Raw genomic sequence first — 17,979 nt, 5'->3', positions numbered from 1 at the left:
GCTAGATTTGCCGCCCTTGCAGAAGCCGGGGCAGATCGCCGGTCAGCCCGGCAGCTTCTCGGATGAAGCCTCGGCGCAGGCCCGGCATCGCATTCACAGCGCCCAATCCCAGATCACGCACCGTGCGCAGGATGGGGTTGTCGTTGGAAAACAACCTGTTGGTGGCTTCCGTCACGGCGACCATCTGGGCCACATCAAAGCGGCGCCATTGTTGGTAACGCTCCAGCACGTCCAGCCGCCCGATATCTTCCCCGCGACGGCGGGCAAGTGTCAGCACCTCGGCCAGAGCCGCCACGTCCTTTAGCCCGGCGTTCAGACCTTGCCCGGCTATCGGGTGCAGCCCATGCGCCGCATCACCGACCAACGCCAGACGATCCGCGAAAAAAGCGTTTGCGACGGTCAGGTTCAGCGGATAGGTGAAGCGTTTGCCCGCTAGGCTGATCTGCCCCAGGAAGGATCCGAAGCGCGGGCGCAGCTCGTCCAGATACCCCGCGTCGTCCAGCGCGTGAATGCGCGCAGCCTCGCCATGGGATTCGGTCCAGACGATCGAGCTTTGGTTGCCCGGAAGCGGCAGGATCGCCAAGGGGCCAGCGGGCATGAAAAACTGGTGCGCCACACCGTGATGCGGCAACTCATGGTCAATCGCGCATACCAGCGAGGTTTGGCCGTAATCATGGCCGAACCGTCCGATCCCGGCCCGCTCTGCCGTGCCCGACCGTCGCCCGTCGCATCCCACGACGACACGACCTGTCAGACGCTTGCCCGAGGCAAGCTCCAGCGTGACGAAGGCCGCATCGACCGTCTGTTCGACCACGGTTTCCTGATCCAGAAGTGTCACCTTCGGATGGGCTTCGACCGCGTCGATCAGGGCGCGGGACAGGAACCGGTCCTCGACCATATAACCCATCGGACCTTCGTCGATTTCTGCGTGATCGAACTCCAGCACGAAGGGGCCGGGGCCTTCACCGGGTCGGCCGTCCGAAATGCGGATATCCAGCAGGGGCTGGGCGTTGGGGGAAACCGTCGGCCAGACGCCAAGCGCCGACAACAGGCGCTGCGACGCCAACGCAAGGGCATAGCCGCGCCCGTCGAAATCATCCCCTCCGCGTGCGTCTTTTGGCAACGCGTCAATGATGGTCACATCGAACCCGGTGTCACCCAGCGCAAGCGCCAGCGCCGGACCGTTCAACCCGCCACCTACGATCAGAATATCGGCATCAAGTTTCATATCGCCTTTTTGAACCCCTTGTCGGGGATTGTCCATGTGCGCAAGCGCCGCTACCGTCACCGGGACACCTGACAGGAGAGGTCCGATGAGCAACGATTGGCTGACCATGAGCATGGGCGATCTGGGCCGGGGAATTGGCGCGGGCAGGATTGATCCGGTTGCCCTGACCGAAACCTATCTGAACGCGATCAAGGCCCATAAATTTCAGGACCGGATCTATGCCCGCCTGACGGAAGACCGCGCATTGACCGAGGCTGCCGCAGCGTCCAGACGCGCCGCTTCCGGGCACCGTCTGGGGTTGCTCGACGGGGTGCCGATCAGTTGGAAAGATCTGTTCGATACCGCCGGCGTGGCGACAGAAGCAGGGTCCGCGCTGTTGAAGGACCGCGTGCCCGAGCGCGACGCCGAAGTGTTGCGCAACGCCACCGCGCAAGGGCTTGTCTGTCTGGGCAAAACGCATATGAGCGAGTTGGCCTTTTCGGGTCTCGGCCTGAATCCGGTGACGGCCACCAGCCCCTGTGTGAACGATTATGATGCGGTGTCGGGTGGCTCGAGCTCGGGCGCGGCCACGTCGGTGGCGTTTCATCTGGCGGCGGGGGCGGTCGGGTCGGATACGGGCGGATCGGTGCGCATCCCGGCCGCATGGAACGATCTTGTGGGGTTGAAAACGACCTCGGGCCGTTTGTCGTCCAAAGGCGTCGTGCCACTGGCAGCACGCTTTGACACGGTCGGCCCGCTGTGTCGCACGGTTGAGGATGCCGCCCTGATGCTGTCCGTACTGGAGGGCCGATCAGCAGTGGACCTGCGGGGCGCCAGCCTGAAGGGCATGCGGTTGCTGGTTCTGGAAAACGGTCTGGAAGGCGCGCGGGGCGAGCCTCTGTCCGGGTTTGAAAGCGCCATCGGACGCCTGATGGATAACGGTGCGGTTGTCCGGCGTGTCCATTCCCCCATTGTGGACGAGGCGTTGGCGATGTCCGGCGTGCTGTTCACCACCGAAGCCTATGCCACCTGGCAAAATGAGATCGAGGCACAACCAGACCTGATGTTTGCCGAAATCCTGGAACGCTTCCGCGCCGGGGGGCAATTCTCAGGCGTTGACTATGTTCGGGCGTGGCAGCGGCTGGACCAGATCCGCGAGGCTTATCATAGCGCCGTTGCGGGCTATGACGCCGTGGTGATGCCGACATCGCCGATCATGCCGCCGATTGTCTCACGGCTGTTGAACGATCATGACTATTACGTCGAAGAAAACCTGTGGGCACTGCGCAACACACGCATTGGCAACCTGATGGGGTCGTGCGGGCTGAGCCTGCCGACCGGCTTGCCCTCGACCGGGATCATGCTTCTGGGTGCCCCGATGGCCGAGGAGCGATTGCTGCGCCTTGGGGCAGCCTGCGAGGCCGTGTTGGCCTAAAAGCCACAACCTGCGCGATCAACCATCGAAAATCGCGGCGTTTTTCTGGACCCGCCGCGGTTTGCAAGCTATCCTTGGATCAAACGGGGCGACATGATCCCGAGACCTGAGGCAGTATAGTGACGTTCCAATGACGTTTCCCGAGCGGTATTCCAGCTTGCCCGAATATGCATTTCCGCGCCTGCGGAGCCTTCTTGACGCCCATGCGCCGGGCGGCGAGGTGATGCATATGACCATTGGCGAGCCGAAGCATCCATTCCCCGAATGGGTGCCGCAGGTCATTGCCGAGCATTCGGAAGAATTTGGGCAATATCCGCCCAATGACGGATCACCCGAACTGTTGGATGCGATCGTGGGCTGGCTGTTGCGCCGCTATGGCGTGCAGATGGACCCTGCCACCCAGATCATGGCGCTGAACGGCACCCGCGAAGGGCTGTTCAACACGTTGCTGGCCCTGTGCCCGGAACACACCGCACACGGCGAGCGACCCGTGGTGCTGATCCCGAACCCGTTTTATCAGGTCTATGCCGTGGCCGCGATGACGGTCGGGGCTGAACCGGTGTTCCTGCCTGCGACGGCCGATACTGGTTTTCTGCCGGATTATTCGGCGCTGACGCCGGATATTTTGAACCGGACCGAGGTTGCCTATGTCTGCTCTCCGACGAACCCGCAAGGGGCGGTTGCTGATCGCGATTACTGGGCGAACTTGATCGCCTTGGCCGAGAAATACGATTTCCGGATTTTCGCCGACGAATGCTATTCCGAGATCTATCGCGACACGCCGCCCCCCGGCGCGCTTGAGGTCGCCCGCGAAGGCGGGGCGGACCCTGAACGTGTGGTGGTGTTTCATTCGCTGTCCAAACGGTCAAACCTGCCCGGGTTGCGGTCGGGTTTTGTCGCGGGTGGGCCGGAAAGCCTGCGTCGCGTGCGTCAGTTGCGATCGTTTGCGGGTGCGCCCCTTCCGCTGCCCTTGCAGCGCGTGGCCGAGCGGGCCTGGACGGACGAAACGCATGTGGCTGAGAACCGTGCGCTCTATCAGGATAAATACGCGCTGGCGGACGACGTGTTCGCGGGTGTCGATGGCTATCAGGGGCCCGAGGCGGGGTTCTTCCTGTGGCTGCCCGTCGACGATGGCGAAGCGGCGGCGATGAAGCTGTGGACCAAGACTGGCGTGCGGGTTTTGCCCGGCGCGTATCTGTCGCGGGACGTGAACAACGAAAACCCCGGCAAGGGGTATATCCGGGTCGCCATGGTGGCCCCAAAACAAGAAATGCAGCGCGGGTTGGAAAAAATCCGCGACTGTCTCTTTAAGTGAGGACGTGGTGGTATGGCGTATCAGGCGAAACAACGGGATCCCATCTTTGACAGCAACACCCAGGCGGTGCTGGAACGACGCGGAAAAGAGCTTCTGGGCCTTGGGCTGATCGCCCTTGGCGTCATTGTCGCGCTGATCCTTGGCAGTTATTCGCCCGAAGATCCCGGCTGGATGTCGGCGACCGATACGCCCGCGCAGAACGCTTTGGGCCGGATTGGTGCCTTTGTTGCCTCGCCTCTGGCGGTGATTTCCGGGCTGGGGTCCTGGTCGCTTTCCGTGATCCTTGCTGTCTGGGGGCTGCGTCTGACGTTCCACATCGGCGAGGAACGCGTGATGGGTCGGATGATCTTTGCGCCGATCGCGGTTGCCTTGTGTTCAATCTATGCATCAACGCTGGTTCCGGGGGCGGGCTGGACCCACTCTTTCGGGCTGGGCGGGCTGTTCGGTGACACTGTTCTGGGTGCGCTTCTGGCCGGTTTGCCGGTGGGTGCCGGTCTGGGGCTGAAGGTCATGTCGGTGCTGTCGGCGTTTGCCGCCCTGCTGGCCGTCCTGTTCGTGATCGGTGTGGACCGGTTCGAACTGCAACGCTTTGGCCACTTCCTGATCGTCGGTATCGTGATGAGCTATGCCGGTGTCGTGTCGCTGTTGGGCAAAGGCGCGAAAGGGGCGGCCCATGGGGCGGTTGCCACGGCCCGTCAGATGCAGGCCCGCCAGGCTGCACGCCGCGACGAACGGCGTGCGCAGACCCAGGCCGACGATGTCTATGACGAAGAGTTCACCGCCCCGCCCCCGTTGCGCGCAGCCCGCGTGATGCGACCGGAGCCGCCCTTGCACGGCAGCGCGCCCGAGGTGATCATCGAAGACCCAGCGCCCGCACCGTCAAAGCCGGGGCTGTTGAATGCGCTGTTCCGTCGCAATACGGACCCCGAGCCCGAACTGGTTGAATCCCCCACCTTCGATGGCGAGATTCCCGAAGGTCTGGGCGGTGAGGACCGTATCCGGGCCAAGATTGCATCGGCTCTGAAGAACCGGGCGCATCAGCCGACATTGTCCGACCCCACGCGGGCCGAGCCCCCTCTGGCGCGCGCGGTTGCCCGGCACCGGCGCGGGCCTGATCCGATGATCCTGAACGCGGCGCCGCCGGTTGAACATGCCGAAACGCCGTTGATGACTGCGCCTGAGTTGGTGGACGATGATGACATGGTGGTCGAAGACCTGATGGCACCCGACGCCCCACCGGCCGAGCCGCGCGTCTATACTCCGGCGCATGCCGGGTTGGCGCAGCCGGCCAAGAAGGTCGTGCAGCATCCCGTGCCGAAACCCACGCCGCCCTCGACCCGCGCAAAGGCGGAAGCGCAACCTTCGCTGAGCTTCGAAGACACGCATCCCGGCTATGAACTGCCGCCTTTGAACCTGCTGGCAAATCCGGTGACGATCGAACGCCATCATCTGTCGGACGAAGCGTTGGAGGAAAATGCGCGGATGCTGGAAACCGTGCTGGATGATTACGGCGTGAAGGGCGAAATCGTGTCGGTCCGCCCCGGCCCCGTCGTCACAATGTACGAACTGGAACCGGCGCCGGGCCTGAAAGCCAGCCGCGTGATTGGCCTGGCCGATGACATTGCCCGGTCCATGTCGGCGCTGTCGGCGCGGGTCTCGACCGTGCCGGGCCGGTCGGTGATCGGCATTGAACTGCCCAATGAAAAACGCGAAATGGTGTCATTCCGCGAAATCCTGTCCACGCGCGATTTCGGTGACGGCAATGGCTTGCCGCTGGCGCTGGGCAAGGATATCGGCGGCGATCCGATTGTCGCGAACCTGGCGAAGATGCCTCACCTTTTGATCGCAGGGACCACCGGGTCTGGTAAATCCGTCGCGATCAACACGATGATCCTGTCGCTTCTGTATCGTCTGACGCCGGAAGACTGCCGGATGATCATGATCGACCCGAAAATGCTGGAGCTTTCCGTCTATGACGGCATCCCGCATCTGCTGTCCCCCGTTGTGACCGACCCTAAAAAGGCGGTCGTCGCCCTGAAATGGGTCGTGGGCGAGATGGAGGACCGCTATCGCAAGATGTCCAAGATGGGTGTGCGGAACATCGAAGGTTACAACGGCCGCGTCGCTGACACGCTGGCCAAAGGCGAGATGTTTGAACGCACCGTTCAGACGGGCTTTGACGATGACACCGGAGAGCCGATTTTCGAGACCGAGGAATTTGCCCCCGAGAAACTGCCCTATATCGTGGTGGTCGTGGACGAGATGGCTGACCTGATGATGGTCGCCGGCAAAGAGATCGAGGCATGTATTCAGCGGCTTGCGCAGATGGCGCGGGCGTCGGGCATTCACCTGATCATGGCCACACAGCGCCCGTCGGTGGACGTGATCACCGGCACGATCAAGGCGAACTTCCCCACCCGCATCAGCTTCCAGGTCACGTCGAAAATCGACAGCCGCACCATTCTGGGTGAACAAGGGGCCGAACAGCTTCTGGGCATGGGCGACATGCTGTACATGGCGGGCGGATCGAAGATCACGCGCGTACACGGCCCCTTTGTTTCAGATGAAGAGGTCGAGGAGATCGTCACCTATCTGAAAGGGTTCGGCGCACCCGAATATGTGGGCGGTGTGGTCGAAGGACCGTCGGATGACAAGGCGGACAATATCGACGCGGTGCTGGGCCTGAATACGGGCGGCAACACCACCGGCGAAGATGCGCAATACGATCAGGCCGTGGCGATTGTGATCAAGGATCGCAAGTGTTCGACGTCCTACATCCAGCGCAAACTGGGCATCGGCTATAACAAGGCCGCGCGACTGGTCGAGCAAATGGAGGATGAGGGCCTCGTGTCCGCGTCGAACCATGTTGGCAAGCGCGAGATCCTGATCCCCGAATAATAAGAACCGCCGCACGCGCAAGTCGCGCGGTTCACCATCAACAGAATTGAGGCAAAAGATGATCCAACGACGCCATACAACCGACCGGATGAGTCAAAGCGTGACCCATAAAGGGGTTGTCTATCTGGCGGGCCAAGTGGGCAATGCCGGGGACAGCGTGGCAGACCAGACGCGCGAATGTCTGGTTCGCGTTGAAAATCTGCTTAACGAAGCCGGGTCGTCCAAGAAACACATGCTTCAGGCGGTGATCTGGTTGGCGGACATGAAAGATTTCGCCGCGATGAACGAGGTGTGGGATGCCTGGGTGCCCAAGGGGCACGCACCGGCGCGCGCCACCGGATCGGCCGATCTGGCAACCCCGGATTACAGGGTCGAGATCATCGTGACCGCGGCTGTCGCGGAATAACACCTTGAATTGAACGGCACGTTATCGCCTATCACCTTCTGATCGGGCTTAATCTTCCCATATGTAACGGGATAAACTGTGCCCGATCAGCAAAGGTAGGATGAATGACCCTTTTTCGAATGACGCTTGCCGCCGTGGCAATCGCTGCAAGCGCGGCACCTGCGATGGCGGAAAAACTGTCGCTGAATGCGATCTCAAAGTATCTGAATGGGCTTGATACGGCCAAAGCTGCGTTCACGCAGATCAATGATGACGGCACGATCTCGACCGGGACGATCTACCTGAAACGACCGGGCCGGGCGCGGTTCGAATACAACCCGCCGACCGATGCGCTGGTCGTGGCTGGCGGGTCGCAAGTGGCGATCTTTGACGGAAAGTCCAATGCCGGGCCGCAGCAATACCCGCTGAAACGCACGCCGCTGAACCTGATCCTTGAACGCAATGTCAACCTGAACCAGGCGCAGATGGTCAAGGGGCATGGGTATGACGGCACGGCAACCACGGTGCTGGCCCAGGATCCCCAAAACCCCGAAATTGGCACGATCGAGCTGAAATTCACCGCCAACCCGACCGAGCTACGCCAGTGGATCATCACCGACAATGCCGGGTCGAAAACCACGGTCATCCTGGGCGAGATGACGAAAGGCGCGCCGCTGAAAAGCTCGCTGTTCTCGATCACGGCGGCGATCAATCAGCGGTCGCGCTAACGCCGGGTCACCGACGGCAACTTGCCAGTTGGTGCTGATACAGAATGGCGCGGGCCTGCACCTCGGACGCGATGCGAAGCAGCCATGACTTGGAGTTGTGGCTGCCGCGCAGATACCCCGAACGCCCCTCGTGATAGGCCAGATACTGATTGCGCGCGTCGGTCAGGGGGATCCCCGTCTTGGCGCGTGTTTCATTCATGTACCAACCCATGAAATCCGTGGCGTCCTTGATGTCGGTGCGCCGCGCACCACGGCCGCCCTCGTCACGCTGGTATTCCTTCCAGGTCGCATCCAGAACTTGTGCATAGCCATAGGCCGAGCTTTGGCGCCCCATGGGCAACACGCCCAATGCGTATTTCACCGGCGTGCGCGCGTTTCCGATAAATTTCGATTCCTGATAGATCATCGCCATTTGCACGGGCACCGGAACGCCCCATTTGCGCTGGGTTCGTTTCATCGCCTTATGTATATTCGGGCGCTGCTTGATAATGCTGCACGCATTGTCCAGGTTCCGTGGTGCCTTGGTGTCGGTACCACCACAAGACGCCACGAACAAAAGGATCACTGCTGCGCGAAGAAGTCTGCTCATCTGCCTCTCGCAATCTTATGTTTTTTTGTGACTATAGCCGAAACTGTTGGGGCTGGGAATTCCAAGATTGGCGATTTTTCGTGACCAGCAGCGACCCGCGCACACCCATTTGCGGTGATCTCGCGACCCCGGACGACACAATTTGTTTCGTAGAAAACAAGGCCGATTCCATGGACAAACACCCTTGGGAGGCGTTAGGTAAAAGGTTAGGAGCTTTAATAAATGTTAAAGACGCGCGCCAAATATGCACTTGGGCAGATTGTCCGTCACCGGAAGCATCCCTTCCGCGGCGTGGTGTTTGATGTGGATGCCATGTTCTCGAACACCGAGGAATGGTATGACGCGATTCCCGAAGACAGTCGCCCTCAGAAGGACCAGCCGTTCTATCATTTGCTGGCTGAGAACGACCAAAGCTACTATGTGGCCTATGTGTCCGAGCAGAATCTGGTTGCGGATTATTCCGGTGAGCCTGTGGGCCACCCGGACCTGCCGGAGTTTTTCGGCGATTTGGAAGATGGCCAGTATCCGCTGCATGTTCAGCTGAACTGACAAACCCCCGACCCTTCCGCATCAGTATCCGATGGCGCAGCCATCCTTGCGCGGGTCCGACGCCCCGATCAGGATACCGCGCTGATGATCTATGCGGATCGCCTGTCCGCCACCAATCGGCGCCTCGGTCAGAATGATCTTGTGTCCCATCCCGGCCAGTTGCGCCTGCACCTCGGGATGATAACCGCGCTCCAGTCGCAGCACGCCCTGATCGGCAAAGCAACGGGGCGTGTCGATCGCGGTCTGCGCATCCATCCCGAAGTCCACCATATTGCTCAGAAACCGCACATGGCCGTTGGGTTGATATGCCCCGCCCATCACCCCGAACGGCATCGTAACCTGCCCGTTTTCGCGCAGCATTCCGGGAATGATCGTGTGCATCGGGCGCTTGTTGCCTCCCGCTTCGTTCGGGTGGCCCGGCGTCAGGTTGAACCCGGCCCCCCGGTTCTGAAACAGGATGCCGAACTTGTCCGATGCCAATCCGGATCCGAAGGCATGAAAGATCGAATAGATCAGTGAAACCGCCATCCGGTCACGATCCACCACCGTCAGATAGACCGTATCGCGGTGCACCGCATCGCTGATCCGGTTGGGTATGTCCCTCGCGCGGCGCGGGTCGATCAGGGTGGCCAGTTTCTCGGCAGTGTCATCCGACAGCATATGGGACAGTCGCGTGGTGTTATCGGGGTCGGCGATGTACCGGTTTCGCGCGTCATAGGCCAGCTTGGCCGCTTCGGCTTCAAGATGGGCACGATCAGCCCCCACCGGGTCCAGATCCGTCAGGTCGAAATGCGACAGGATCTTTGCCATCAGAATGGCCGTCGCGCCTTGCCCGTTCGGTGGATGCTCGACCAGGTCGATCCCCTTGTAGGTGCCATATATCGGGTCTGTATAGAACGCCTGCGGCTGGGCGAAGTCATCCCGTTCATGGGTGCCGCCCAAGGCTTTCAGGCTGGTGACCATATCCTCGGCCACCGTGCCTTCATAGAACCCGGCGCGGCCCTTTTGCGCGATCATGCGCAAGATCTCGGCCTGTTTTGGTGCGCGGAAGATATCGCCGACCTGCAGAGCGGCGCCGTTGTGAAGATAGAAATCACGCGCGACACCGGACAGGTTGCCTTCACGCGCAGCATTTGCCCAATCCAGCGCGACGCGAGGGGCGGCAGGAACGCCCGTTTCTGCGTAGTGGATCGCCGGCGCAAGCGTTTCGGCCAGAGACAATTGACCCCAATCTTCCGACAAGATGCAGAACGCATCGACCGCACCGGGAATTGTCACGGCGTGGACGGATCGTTCCGGTATTCGGGTCAAGCCATCGTTTCGCAGCGTATCCGCGGACAACCCGGCAGGTGCCCGGCCTGATCCGTTCAGGGCGATGATGCCTTTCTGGTTCGGGGCGTCCAGCAAGACAAAGCAATCGCCCCCGATTCCGGTCATGTGGGGTTCGCATACTCCAAGCAGGATGCCTGCGGCAATTGCCGCATCTACGGCATTCCCACCCCTGTTCAGGATCTGGACGGCGACCTGCGCTGCCAGCGGGTGAGATGTGGCGCAGATCCCGTTCGTGGCATAAACCGGTGAGCGTCCCGGCAGGTGAAATTCTCGCATCGTCCCTCTCGGTCGGGGTTTTGCGAAGCCTACGGGCAGACGCGGATTTTTCCAACATGCAGGTTCCCTGACAGGCTGGAACAAAGGTGTGATGAGCGCCACACAGGTCAGCTGATCTGCGTGTCAGCCAGCTTGATGGTAAACTCCAACCTGTTGCGGACATTGCTGCGGTGATAGCGCAGATCCCGCGTCAATTCCTGAATGAGCGACCAGCCGAAACCGCCTTCGGGCAGGTCTTCGAGGGGGACGTTCAGGCAGTGCTCTGACCTTTTCGGCAGGGCGCCATTGGGCAGGGGCACACCATCGTCAAGCACGGTGAACTCCAGACTGTCTTTCCGCCGCTTTACGCGCAGCTCAACCACGCCGTCCTTGTGGTGGGCATAGGCATGTTCCACCACATTGTTCAGAACCTCCGCCAACACAATTTCGATGACGCCGCGTTCGTCCGACGTCAGGTTCAGGCGAGACAAACCAGTCATAGACGCGCGCAACGCCCGGCGCACGGCCATCGGGCGGGCCGGGAAAACCAGGCTCATCTCGTCCGTTTCTGGCGAAAGCGCAGAAATATGCCGCTGGTGAGCTTGCCCCATGAAGCAAAACGCCTCAGCCGGCATCGGCGATGGGGCCGCCCAGCGCGGTTTCGAGTGTGGCGTGGATCGTGAACACGGTATCCATGCGGGTCAGTTTGAACACCTTCTGCACGGTGCCGGAAAGCCCGGCCAGTTCAAAGGACTTTGACGGGCCGACCTGTTTCATGGCCGCCACGATGGCACCCAGCCCGCTGGAATCGATGAAATCGACCTGTGTCATGTCGACGACGATGCGATCTGGCCCCTGGTCAGTCAGTTCGCGCATTCGGTCCTTGAAGCTGATTGCGATGGCTGCGTCGATCCGGTGTTCATTCACTGTGATCACACGCGCCCCGGCGGTGTCGAAATGGGCAAGTTCCAACTGTATTCTCCTTCCCGCGATTGGTAGAACTACAGTCTAGACGGCGATCGTTACCATTCGGTAAGCGTGGTCGGGAAATTGCTTAGGGATGGAGAGAACGATGAAGAATGTCGTAATCGCAGGCGCGGCGCGCACGCCGATGGCCGGGTTTCAGGGGGCGTTTTCGGGTGTAGCTGCCGCTGATCTTGGGGGGGCCGCGATCAAGGCCGCGCTGGAAGATGCGGGCGCGGCACCTGCCCAGATCGAAGAGCTGTTGATGGGCTGCGTTCTGCCCGCAGGTCAGGGTCAGGCTCCGGCGCGTCAGGCCGGGTTTGCCGCCGGTTTGGGCAAGGAAGTGCCTGCGACCACGCTGAACAAGATGTGCGGATCGGGCATGAAAACAACGATGATCGCTTTTGATCAGGTGGCCCTTGGCGGCACGGACATCATGGTCGCGGGCGGTATGGAAAGCATGACCGAAGCGCCTTACCTGTTGCCGAAGATGCGCAGCGGTGCCCGCATCGGCCATGGGGCCGTCATCGACCATATGTTTCTGGACGGGCTTGAGGATGCCTATGACAAGGGTCGCCTGATGGGCACCTTTGCCGAAGATTGCGCCGAAAGCTTCCAGTTCACCCGCGAGGCGCAGGACGAATACGCGTTGAAATCGCTGTCAAACGCGCTTGAGGCGCAGAAAAGCGGCGCATTCGAAGGCGAGATCACGCCGGTTACGATCAAGACCCGCAAGGGCGATGTCGTGGTGTCCGAGGATGAACAGCCCGGCAATGCGCGTCCCGAGAAAATCCCGACCCTGAAACCGGCCTTTCGCAAGGATGGTACGGTAACGCCCGCGAACAGCTCGTCCATCTCGGACGGGGCGGCGGCGCTTGTCGTCGCGTCGGAAGGGGCCGCCAAAGCCAATGGGCTGAAGATCCGGGCGCGCATTCTGGGCCATGCGAGCCATGCACAGGAACCCAATCTGTTTCCGACCGCCCCCGTTCCTGCCGCGAAAAAGCTGTTGGAGCGTCTTGGCTGGTCGAAGGACGACGTGGACCTGTGGGAGGTCAACGAGGCATTCGCCGTCGTGCCCATGGCGTTCATGCATGAACTGGGCTTGTCCCGTGACAAGGTGAATGTGAACGGAGGGGCCTGCGCGCTGGGCCATCCGATTGGGGCATCGGGCGCGCGGATCATCGTGACCCTGCTGAACGCGCTGGAAAAACGCGGGCTGACACGCGGTGTGGCGGCGATCTGCATTGGCGGCGGCGAAGGCACCGCCATCGCGATTGAACGCGTCTGAGCCAGAGATTATAGACAGAGGGGCGCGGATCATCCGCGCCCTTTTCCTATCGGAGCCCCCATGGCGCGCGTCAATTATGCCGAACTTGCACAGGTGGTCGCATCCCTGACCGAAGGCGAACAGGACGAAGTTGCCTTGATGGCCACGCTCGCCTGTGAGGTGCATCACGCCGATGATCGCTTCGACTGGACCGGGTTTTACCGCGTTGTTGCCCCTGACCTTCTGAAGATCGGCCCCTATCAGGGCGGGCATGGATGTTTGCAGATCCCGTTTTCGCGTGGGGTGTGCGGGGCGGCGGCACGCACAGGGCAGGTGCAGCTTGTGCCGGATGTCGATGCCTTTCCCGGCCATATCGCCTGTGCGTCCTCGACGCGGTCCGAGCTTGTCTTGCCGGTCTGGAACCGGACAGGCGCATTGATCGGGGTGTTTGACATCGACAGCGATCAGTCGGACGGGTTCACTCAAGAGGACGCAGACCAACTGGCGGCGATCCTGAAAGATACCTTCGCACGATAGCAACCACGCCCGTTTCTGCTTGCGTCGAATCACATCCTTGCGCCAACGTGAAATTATACGTGAAAATTTCACGCACTGTTTCATGTCACGCACTGTTTCATGTCACGCAGGGGATGCCTCGTATGTTGCACAGCGATCCGGTTTCACCACGCAGCCTGGGTGCCGACATTCGTGCGCTGCGAAAGTCGCGCGGGCTAACGCTATCTGAGCTGGCCGCGGGATTGGGGCGGTCGGTCGGATGGCTCAGCCAGGTCGAGCGGGATATGTCCGATCCGTCCATCTCTGACTTGCGTGCGGTCGCGCAGGCGCTGGGGGTGCCGATGTCGCTGCTGTTCGCCCATGCCTCGGCCCCGGCGGGTGAACAAGGGTATGTGGTGCGGGCTGGCGCGCGCCGTCCGATGGGATCTGGTGACGAAGGGTTGATCGAGGAACTCCTGTCCCCTGACCTGACCGATGATTTTGAGGTGGTGCATTCCACTTTCAAACCCCGCTCGAAAATGCAGACCCCGGCGCTCCGGCCCACGCAGGAGGTGGGGTACATGGTGTCCGGCAGGCTGGACCTGACCATCGGGGGCCGCCCGTTCACCGTGGCACAGGGTGACAGCTTTCGCATTCGGGGCGAGCTGCACGAATGGGCGAACCCCTATGATGAACCCGCCGTCGCGATCTGGGTGATCGCGCCGCCGGTGTATTGAGGAGGCCGAGATGCTGCAAGGAAGCTGCCTGTGTGGCGCGATCAGATTTGAAACCGCAGCCCCACCAAAAGGCGTGTCGATGTGTCATTGCAGCCAGTGCCGCAAACAATCCGGCGGCGTATGGTCGTCGGCCTATGTGCCGGAGCGTGAGCTTCACATCGAGGGTGTGGTGAACTGGTATGCCTCAAGCGATACCGCCAAGCGCGGCTTCTGCCCGACCTGCGGATCGTTCCTGTTCTGGAAAGCCCATGACGAAGATACGATCAGTTTTGCCCTTGGTGCCATTGACGGGCCAACGGGTCTGACTTTGGAGAAACACATCTTTGTTGCCAACAAGGGCGACTATTACGACATCACCGATGGCTTGCCGCAAAGCGCGCAGTAACCCGAACAATTGGAGTTCCCCATGTCCGATTTCCCCACCAAAGCCCGCGTCGTCATCATCGGCGGCGGTGTGGTTGGCGCCTCGTCCCTGTATCATCTGGCCAAGAAGGGCTGGACGGACTGTGTTCTGCTGGAAAAGAACGAGCTGACCGCCGGGTCAACCTGGCACGCTGCCGGGAACGTGCCGACCTTCTCGACCTCGTGGGCGGTGATGAACATGCAGCGCTATTCGACCGAGCTGTATGCGCGGTTGGGGGATGAGGTGGATTATCCGATGAACTACCACGTCACCGGGTCGATCCGGCTGGCGCATTCCAAGGAACGAATGCAGGAGTTTCAGCGCGCCGCCAGCATGGGGCGCTATCAGGGGATGGATATTGAAATCCTCACGCCCGAAGAAACCAAGGCGCGTTATCCATTTCTTGAAACCCATGACATTGTTGGCTCGCTTTATGATCCGCATGACGGTGACATTGACCCTGCACAGTTGACGCAGGCGCTGGCCAAGGGCGCGCGGGACATGGGGGCGAAGGTCCTGCGCTTCTGTCCCGCCGAAGGGGTCACGCAACACGATGACGGCACCTGGACCGTCCATACGCCCAAGGGTGACATCGCTTGCGACTACGTCGTCAATGCCGCTGGATATTACGCGCAGCGGGTGGGTGAGTGGTTCAAGCCCTATGGCGGGCGCACTGTGCCGATGATGGTGATGAGCCATCAATATTTGCTGTCCGAAGAAATCCCCGAAATCGAAGCCTTCACCAAGGAAACGGGCAAGAAGCTGCCCCTGCTGCGCGATGTGGATGTGTCCTATTACCTGCGGCAGGAAAAGCACGGGTTCAACCTTGGCCCCTATGAACCGAACTGCAAGGCGCATTGGGCAACTGACGATGACCCGATGCCGGACGACTTCAGCTTCCAGCTTTGGAATGACGATCTGGACCGGATTGAGGATATTGTCACGGACGCGATGGAACGGGTGCCCGCGCTGGGCACGGCAGGCGTCAGTCGGGTGATCAATGGCCCCATCCCCTATGCGCCCGACGGGTTGCCCTTGATCGGCCCCATGCCCGGCGTAAAAAATGCGTTCGAGGCATGTGTGTTCACCTTCGGCATCGCGCAAGGTGGTGGCGCGGGCAAGGTGCTGGCGGAATGGATTGTCGATGGGCAAACCGAGTGGGATATGTGGGCCTGCGATCCGCGCCGCTACACCGACTACACCGATCACGACTATTGCGTGCAGAAGGGGATGGAGGTTTATGGCAACGAATACGCCATGCACTTTCCCCGCCACGAATGGCCTGCGGGGCGCGACAAGAAACTGTCGCCCTTGCATTCACGCCTGAAAGAGGCTGGCGCCGTATTCGGGGCCTATAACGGGTGGGAACGCGCCAATTGGTTCGCAAAGCCGGGGGATGACACGTCGCTTGAGGCAACCCATACATGGGGCCGGTCAGGTCCGTGGGAGGCGCGCATCCGCGAGGAATGCGAAGCCGTGCGCGACCATTGCGGGATGCTGCCGATCACCGGTTTCACGCGGCTGAAGGTTGAAGGGCCGGGCGCGCGCGATTTCGTGGACAGCCTGACCGCCTCGCGCCTGCCAAAAGAAGGTCGCGTGAGTTTGGCCTATTTCCCGGATGCGCGTGGACGGTGCCTGACAGAAATGTCTGTCATGGTGCATGGCCCGGATGAGGTCGGGTTGATCACTGCTTCTGTCGCGCAATGGCATGATGCCGAGATATTCACGCGGCAGGCGCCGGATGGGGTCACGGTGACGGATCACTCGAAAGACGTGGAATGCCTGTTGGTGACAGGCCCGAAATCCCGCGAAATTCTTGGCAAGCTGGTCGTGGGGCATGACCTGACCCTGCCGTGGTTGTCGGCCAGTTTCGATGGTCAGGTCGCGGGGCAAGTGGCGGCATTGCTGCGGGTGTCCTTTGCCGGCGAACTTGGATGGGAAATTCATGCTGTCCCCCAAGCGATGCCCGCGATCTGGGACGCGCTTGTTGACGAAGGCGTCAAACCATTCGGCATGTATGCGTTGGACGCGCTGAGAATTGAGAAGGGATACAAGGCGTGGAAGGGCGATCTGTCGACGGATTACACGTTGTTGGAGTTGGGTCTTGAGCGTTTCCTGCATCTGGACAAACCACAAGACTTTCCCGGCAAGGCGGCGCTGCAGGCAGAAGCGAAGGCAGGACCAAAGAAGCGGTTTGTCACCTTGACGGTCGACGCTGGTGAGGCAGATGCGCCCTATATGTCCTGCATCTGGCATGACGGCCAGATTGTCGGCGAAACCACGTCGGGCGGGTGGGGTTATCGTGCCGATGCCTCGATCGCCTTGGGCATGGTTCGGGCCGACCTGGCCGTGCCGGGCACAAAGGTTGAGGTCGAGATTTACGGCGAACGGTACCCTGCCGTCGTGCAGCTTGACCAGCCGCTATGGGATCCCAAAAACGAAAGGTTGCGCGCGTGACGGATTGCGCAAGTCCATCCCCCATCCTTGTGGATATCGTGGTGGCGGACGGGTTCGTCCTGACCGAGTTCACGGCCATCGTCGAACTTCTGCGCACCGCCAACCGCGTGACCGCGAAACAGGCGTTTCGATGGCGCTGGCTGTCAAAGCACGGTGGCGTGGTGGGCTGCCGTGCAGGGATCACCATCGACACTCACCCCTTCGACAGAAAGCATACGGCACAGTATGTTTTTGTGCTGGGCAACTCAGACCCCGATGCCCCGGACCTGTCGATGCGCAAGACGATCAAGGCGTATCAATGGGCCGGTGCGCGCGTGATTTTGCTGTCGGAAGCCGCCAGTCGCTATATCGCCGAAACCGGCGAGCAACTGATGAGCCACACCACCCATTGGGAAAACCGGGCGCTGTTGAATGAACGCGGCACGCCCGGCATGGGGTCTTATGCCCTTGCTGCTGATGACGGGCAGATCACCACCAGCGCGGGCATGGGGGCGACCTATGATCTGGTTCTGGGAATCCTGGGCGACCATATCAGCGCAGCGGCGGTGGCGACGGTCACCGACATTTTCTTGCATGAAACGATCCGCACCTCGTCGACGCTGCAGCCGTTCGGGGGAAAGGAGCTGTCGCGCAGCGGCAATCGTACGCTCGATCAGTGTATCGAATTGATGCAGGCCAATCTGGAGGAACCTTTGCGAATTTCAGAGCTTGCCGGGTATCTTAATATTTCCGAAAGGTCATTGGAACGTCAGTTCCGCAAACACTTCGGCACCTCGCCGAACACCTACTATCGCGAGCTACGTCTCAACCAAGCCAATACGCTTCTGTTGAAAACCTCGATGAGCGTGCGCGATGTCGGGTTGGCCTGCGGGTTCTCGAACGGGTTCTCGACCTTGTTCGGGCGGCATTTCGGGGTCACGCCCACCGCCCTCAGGCGCGCGCGAGCCCCCGCAGGATGACAGAT

The 17,979-nt window shown here is 60.9% G+C and carries 17 protein-coding genes; 12 read left to right on the top strand and 5 right to left on the bottom strand.

The window, feature by feature from the left end; genetic code table 11:
* Position 1: 1 nt before the first annotated feature.
* The gene (locus tag MUY21_RS09595) at positions 2-1,228 is read right to left on the bottom strand and encodes an FAD-dependent monooxygenase (protein ID WP_248410167.1); all 1,227 of its coding nucleotides are present in this window, start codon (positions 1,226-1,228) and stop codon (positions 2-4) included.
* A gap of 85 nt (positions 1,229-1,313) precedes the next feature.
* On the opposite strand from MUY21_RS09595, the gene MUY21_RS09590 reads away from it, so the two are divergent.
* From MUY21_RS09590 to MUY21_RS09570, 5 genes are all read left to right on the top strand, one after another.
* Positions 1,314-2,642: an amidase family protein gene (locus tag MUY21_RS09590; RefSeq protein ID WP_248410166.1), complete on the top strand. Its 1,329-nt coding sequence runs from the start codon at positions 1,314-1,316 to the stop codon at positions 2,640-2,642.
* Positions 2,643-2,772: 130 nt separating this feature from the next.
* Positions 2,773-3,957 carry an aminotransferase class I/II-fold pyridoxal phosphate-dependent enzyme gene (locus MUY21_RS09585; RefSeq protein WP_248410164.1) on the top strand — a complete coding sequence of 395 codons (1,185 nt, stop codon included), beginning with the start codon at positions 2,773-2,775 and terminating at the stop codon, positions 3,955-3,957.
* A gap of 12 nt (positions 3,958-3,969) precedes the next feature.
* Positions 3,970-6,855: a DNA translocase FtsK gene (locus tag MUY21_RS09580; RefSeq protein ID WP_248410163.1), complete on the top strand. Its 2,886-nt coding sequence runs from the start codon at positions 3,970-3,972 to the stop codon at positions 6,853-6,855.
* Positions 6,856-6,913: 58 nt separating this feature from the next.
* On the top strand, positions 6,914-7,261 hold the full coding sequence (locus MUY21_RS09575) for a RidA family protein (RefSeq protein ID WP_248410162.1): 348 nt from the start codon (positions 6,914-6,916) through the stop codon (positions 7,259-7,261).
* A gap of 104 nt (positions 7,262-7,365) precedes the next feature.
* A complete protein-coding gene (locus MUY21_RS09570) occupies positions 7,366-7,968 on the top strand; it encodes an outer membrane lipoprotein carrier protein LolA (protein WP_191287381.1) in 603 nt (200 codons plus the stop codon).
* Between the two features lie 7 nt (positions 7,969-7,975).
* Here MUY21_RS09570 and MUY21_RS09565 read toward each other — a convergent pair whose 3' ends face one another.
* Positions 7,976-8,557 (bottom strand): transglycosylase SLT domain-containing protein, encoded by a 582-nt coding sequence (locus tag MUY21_RS09565; RefSeq protein ID WP_248410160.1) that lies wholly within the window; start codon positions 8,555-8,557, stop codon positions 7,976-7,978.
* Positions 8,558-8,779: 222 nt separating this feature from the next.
* Between MUY21_RS09565 and hspQ the strand changes: the two genes are divergently transcribed.
* Positions 8,780-9,106 (top strand): heat shock protein HspQ, encoded by a 327-nt coding sequence (gene hspQ / locus MUY21_RS09560; RefSeq protein ID WP_191287383.1) that lies wholly within the window; start codon positions 8,780-8,782, stop codon positions 9,104-9,106.
* 21 nt (positions 9,107-9,127) lie between these two features.
* Here the strand turns inward: hspQ and MUY21_RS09555 are convergent, their stop codons facing one another.
* The 3 genes from MUY21_RS09555 to MUY21_RS09545 form a co-directional block, all read right to left on the bottom strand.
* The gene (locus MUY21_RS09555; RefSeq protein ID WP_248410159.1) at positions 9,128-10,714 is read right to left on the bottom strand and encodes a gamma-glutamyltransferase family protein; all 1,587 of its coding nucleotides are present in this window, start codon (positions 10,712-10,714) and stop codon (positions 9,128-9,130) included.
* 107 nt (positions 10,715-10,821) lie between these two features.
* Complete coding sequence (locus tag MUY21_RS09550) at positions 10,822-11,250, bottom strand: ATP-binding protein (protein ID WP_248410157.1); 429 nt, start codon at positions 11,248-11,250, stop codon at positions 10,822-10,824.
* Positions 11,251-11,317: 67 nt separating this feature from the next.
* On the bottom strand, positions 11,318-11,665 hold the full coding sequence (locus MUY21_RS09545; protein WP_191287386.1) for an STAS domain-containing protein: 348 nt from the start codon (positions 11,663-11,665) through the stop codon (positions 11,318-11,320).
* Between the two features lie 100 nt (positions 11,666-11,765).
* Between MUY21_RS09545 and MUY21_RS09540 the strand changes: the two genes are divergently transcribed.
* The 6 genes from MUY21_RS09540 (at position 11,766) to MUY21_RS09515 (ending at position 17,974) form a co-directional block, all read left to right on the top strand.
* Entirely contained in the window at positions 11,766-12,944 is a 1,179-nt protein-coding gene (locus MUY21_RS09540) for an acetyl-CoA C-acyltransferase (RefSeq protein ID WP_248410156.1), read from the top strand.
* Positions 12,945-13,004: 60 nt separating this feature from the next.
* A complete protein-coding gene (locus MUY21_RS09535; protein ID WP_248410154.1) occupies positions 13,005-13,460 on the top strand; it encodes a GAF domain-containing protein in 456 nt (151 codons plus the stop codon).
* 122 nt (positions 13,461-13,582) lie between these two features.
* Complete coding sequence (locus MUY21_RS09530) at positions 13,583-14,155, top strand: XRE family transcriptional regulator (protein ID WP_248410153.1); 573 nt, start codon at positions 13,583-13,585, stop codon at positions 14,153-14,155.
* Positions 14,156-14,165: 10 nt separating this feature from the next.
* Positions 14,166-14,540: a GFA family protein gene (locus MUY21_RS09525; RefSeq protein WP_248410152.1), complete on the top strand. Its 375-nt coding sequence runs from the start codon at positions 14,166-14,168 to the stop codon at positions 14,538-14,540.
* 21 nt (positions 14,541-14,561) lie between these two features.
* A complete protein-coding gene (locus tag MUY21_RS09520) occupies positions 14,562-17,015 on the top strand; it encodes an FAD-dependent oxidoreductase (RefSeq protein ID WP_248410150.1) in 2,454 nt (817 codons plus the stop codon).
* A complete protein-coding gene (locus tag MUY21_RS09515) occupies positions 17,012-17,974 on the top strand; it encodes a helix-turn-helix domain-containing protein (protein WP_248410149.1) in 963 nt (320 codons plus the stop codon). The genes MUY21_RS09520 and MUY21_RS09515 overlap by 4 nt, the downstream gene beginning before the upstream one ends.
* Positions 17,975-17,979 lie beyond the last annotated feature (5 nt).

It is taken from the genome of Aliiroseovarius sp. S2029 (assembly GCF_023195575.1).
GTDB lineage: Bacteria > Pseudomonadota > Alphaproteobacteria > Rhodobacterales > Rhodobacteraceae > Aliiroseovarius > Aliiroseovarius zhejiangensis.
Note: the sequence above shows the minus strand (reverse complement) of the source record. Positions and strands in the feature narration are given on the sequence as shown.

Coding starts and splice junctions, on each gene's coding strand:
- MUY21_RS09595 (WP_248410167.1), bottom strand. CDS start 1,228: ATGAAACTTGATGCCGATATTCTGATCGTAGGTGGCGGGTTGAACGGT.
- MUY21_RS09590 (WP_248410166.1), top strand. CDS start 1,314: ATGAGCAACGATTGGCTGACCATGAGCATGGGCGATCTGGGCCGGGGA.
- MUY21_RS09585 (WP_248410164.1), top strand. CDS start 2,773: ATGACGTTTCCCGAGCGGTATTCCAGCTTGCCCGAATATGCATTTCCG.
- MUY21_RS09580 (WP_248410163.1), top strand. CDS start 3,970: ATGGCGTATCAGGCGAAACAACGGGATCCCATCTTTGACAGCAACACC.
- MUY21_RS09575 (WP_248410162.1), top strand. CDS start 6,914: ATGATCCAACGACGCCATACAACCGACCGGATGAGTCAAAGCGTGACC.
- MUY21_RS09570 (WP_191287381.1), top strand. CDS start 7,366: ATGACCCTTTTTCGAATGACGCTTGCCGCCGTGGCAATCGCTGCAAGC.
- MUY21_RS09565 (WP_248410160.1), bottom strand. CDS start 8,557: ATGAGCAGACTTCTTCGCGCAGCAGTGATCCTTTTGTTCGTGGCGTCT.
- hspQ (WP_191287383.1), top strand. CDS start 8,780: ATGTTAAAGACGCGCGCCAAATATGCACTTGGGCAGATTGTCCGTCAC.
- MUY21_RS09555 (WP_248410159.1), bottom strand. CDS start 10,714: ATGCGAGAATTTCACCTGCCGGGACGCTCACCGGTTTATGCCACGAAC.
- MUY21_RS09550 (WP_248410157.1), bottom strand. CDS start 11,250: ATGAGCCTGGTTTTCCCGGCCCGCCCGATGGCCGTGCGCCGGGCGTTG.
- MUY21_RS09540 (WP_248410156.1), top strand. CDS start 11,766: ATGAAGAATGTCGTAATCGCAGGCGCGGCGCGCACGCCGATGGCCGGG.
- MUY21_RS09535 (WP_248410154.1), top strand. CDS start 13,005: ATGGCGCGCGTCAATTATGCCGAACTTGCACAGGTGGTCGCATCCCTG.
- MUY21_RS09530 (WP_248410153.1), top strand. CDS start 13,583: ATGTTGCACAGCGATCCGGTTTCACCACGCAGCCTGGGTGCCGACATT.
- MUY21_RS09525 (WP_248410152.1), top strand. CDS start 14,166: ATGCTGCAAGGAAGCTGCCTGTGTGGCGCGATCAGATTTGAAACCGCA.
- MUY21_RS09520 (WP_248410150.1), top strand. CDS start 14,562: ATGTCCGATTTCCCCACCAAAGCCCGCGTCGTCATCATCGGCGGCGGT.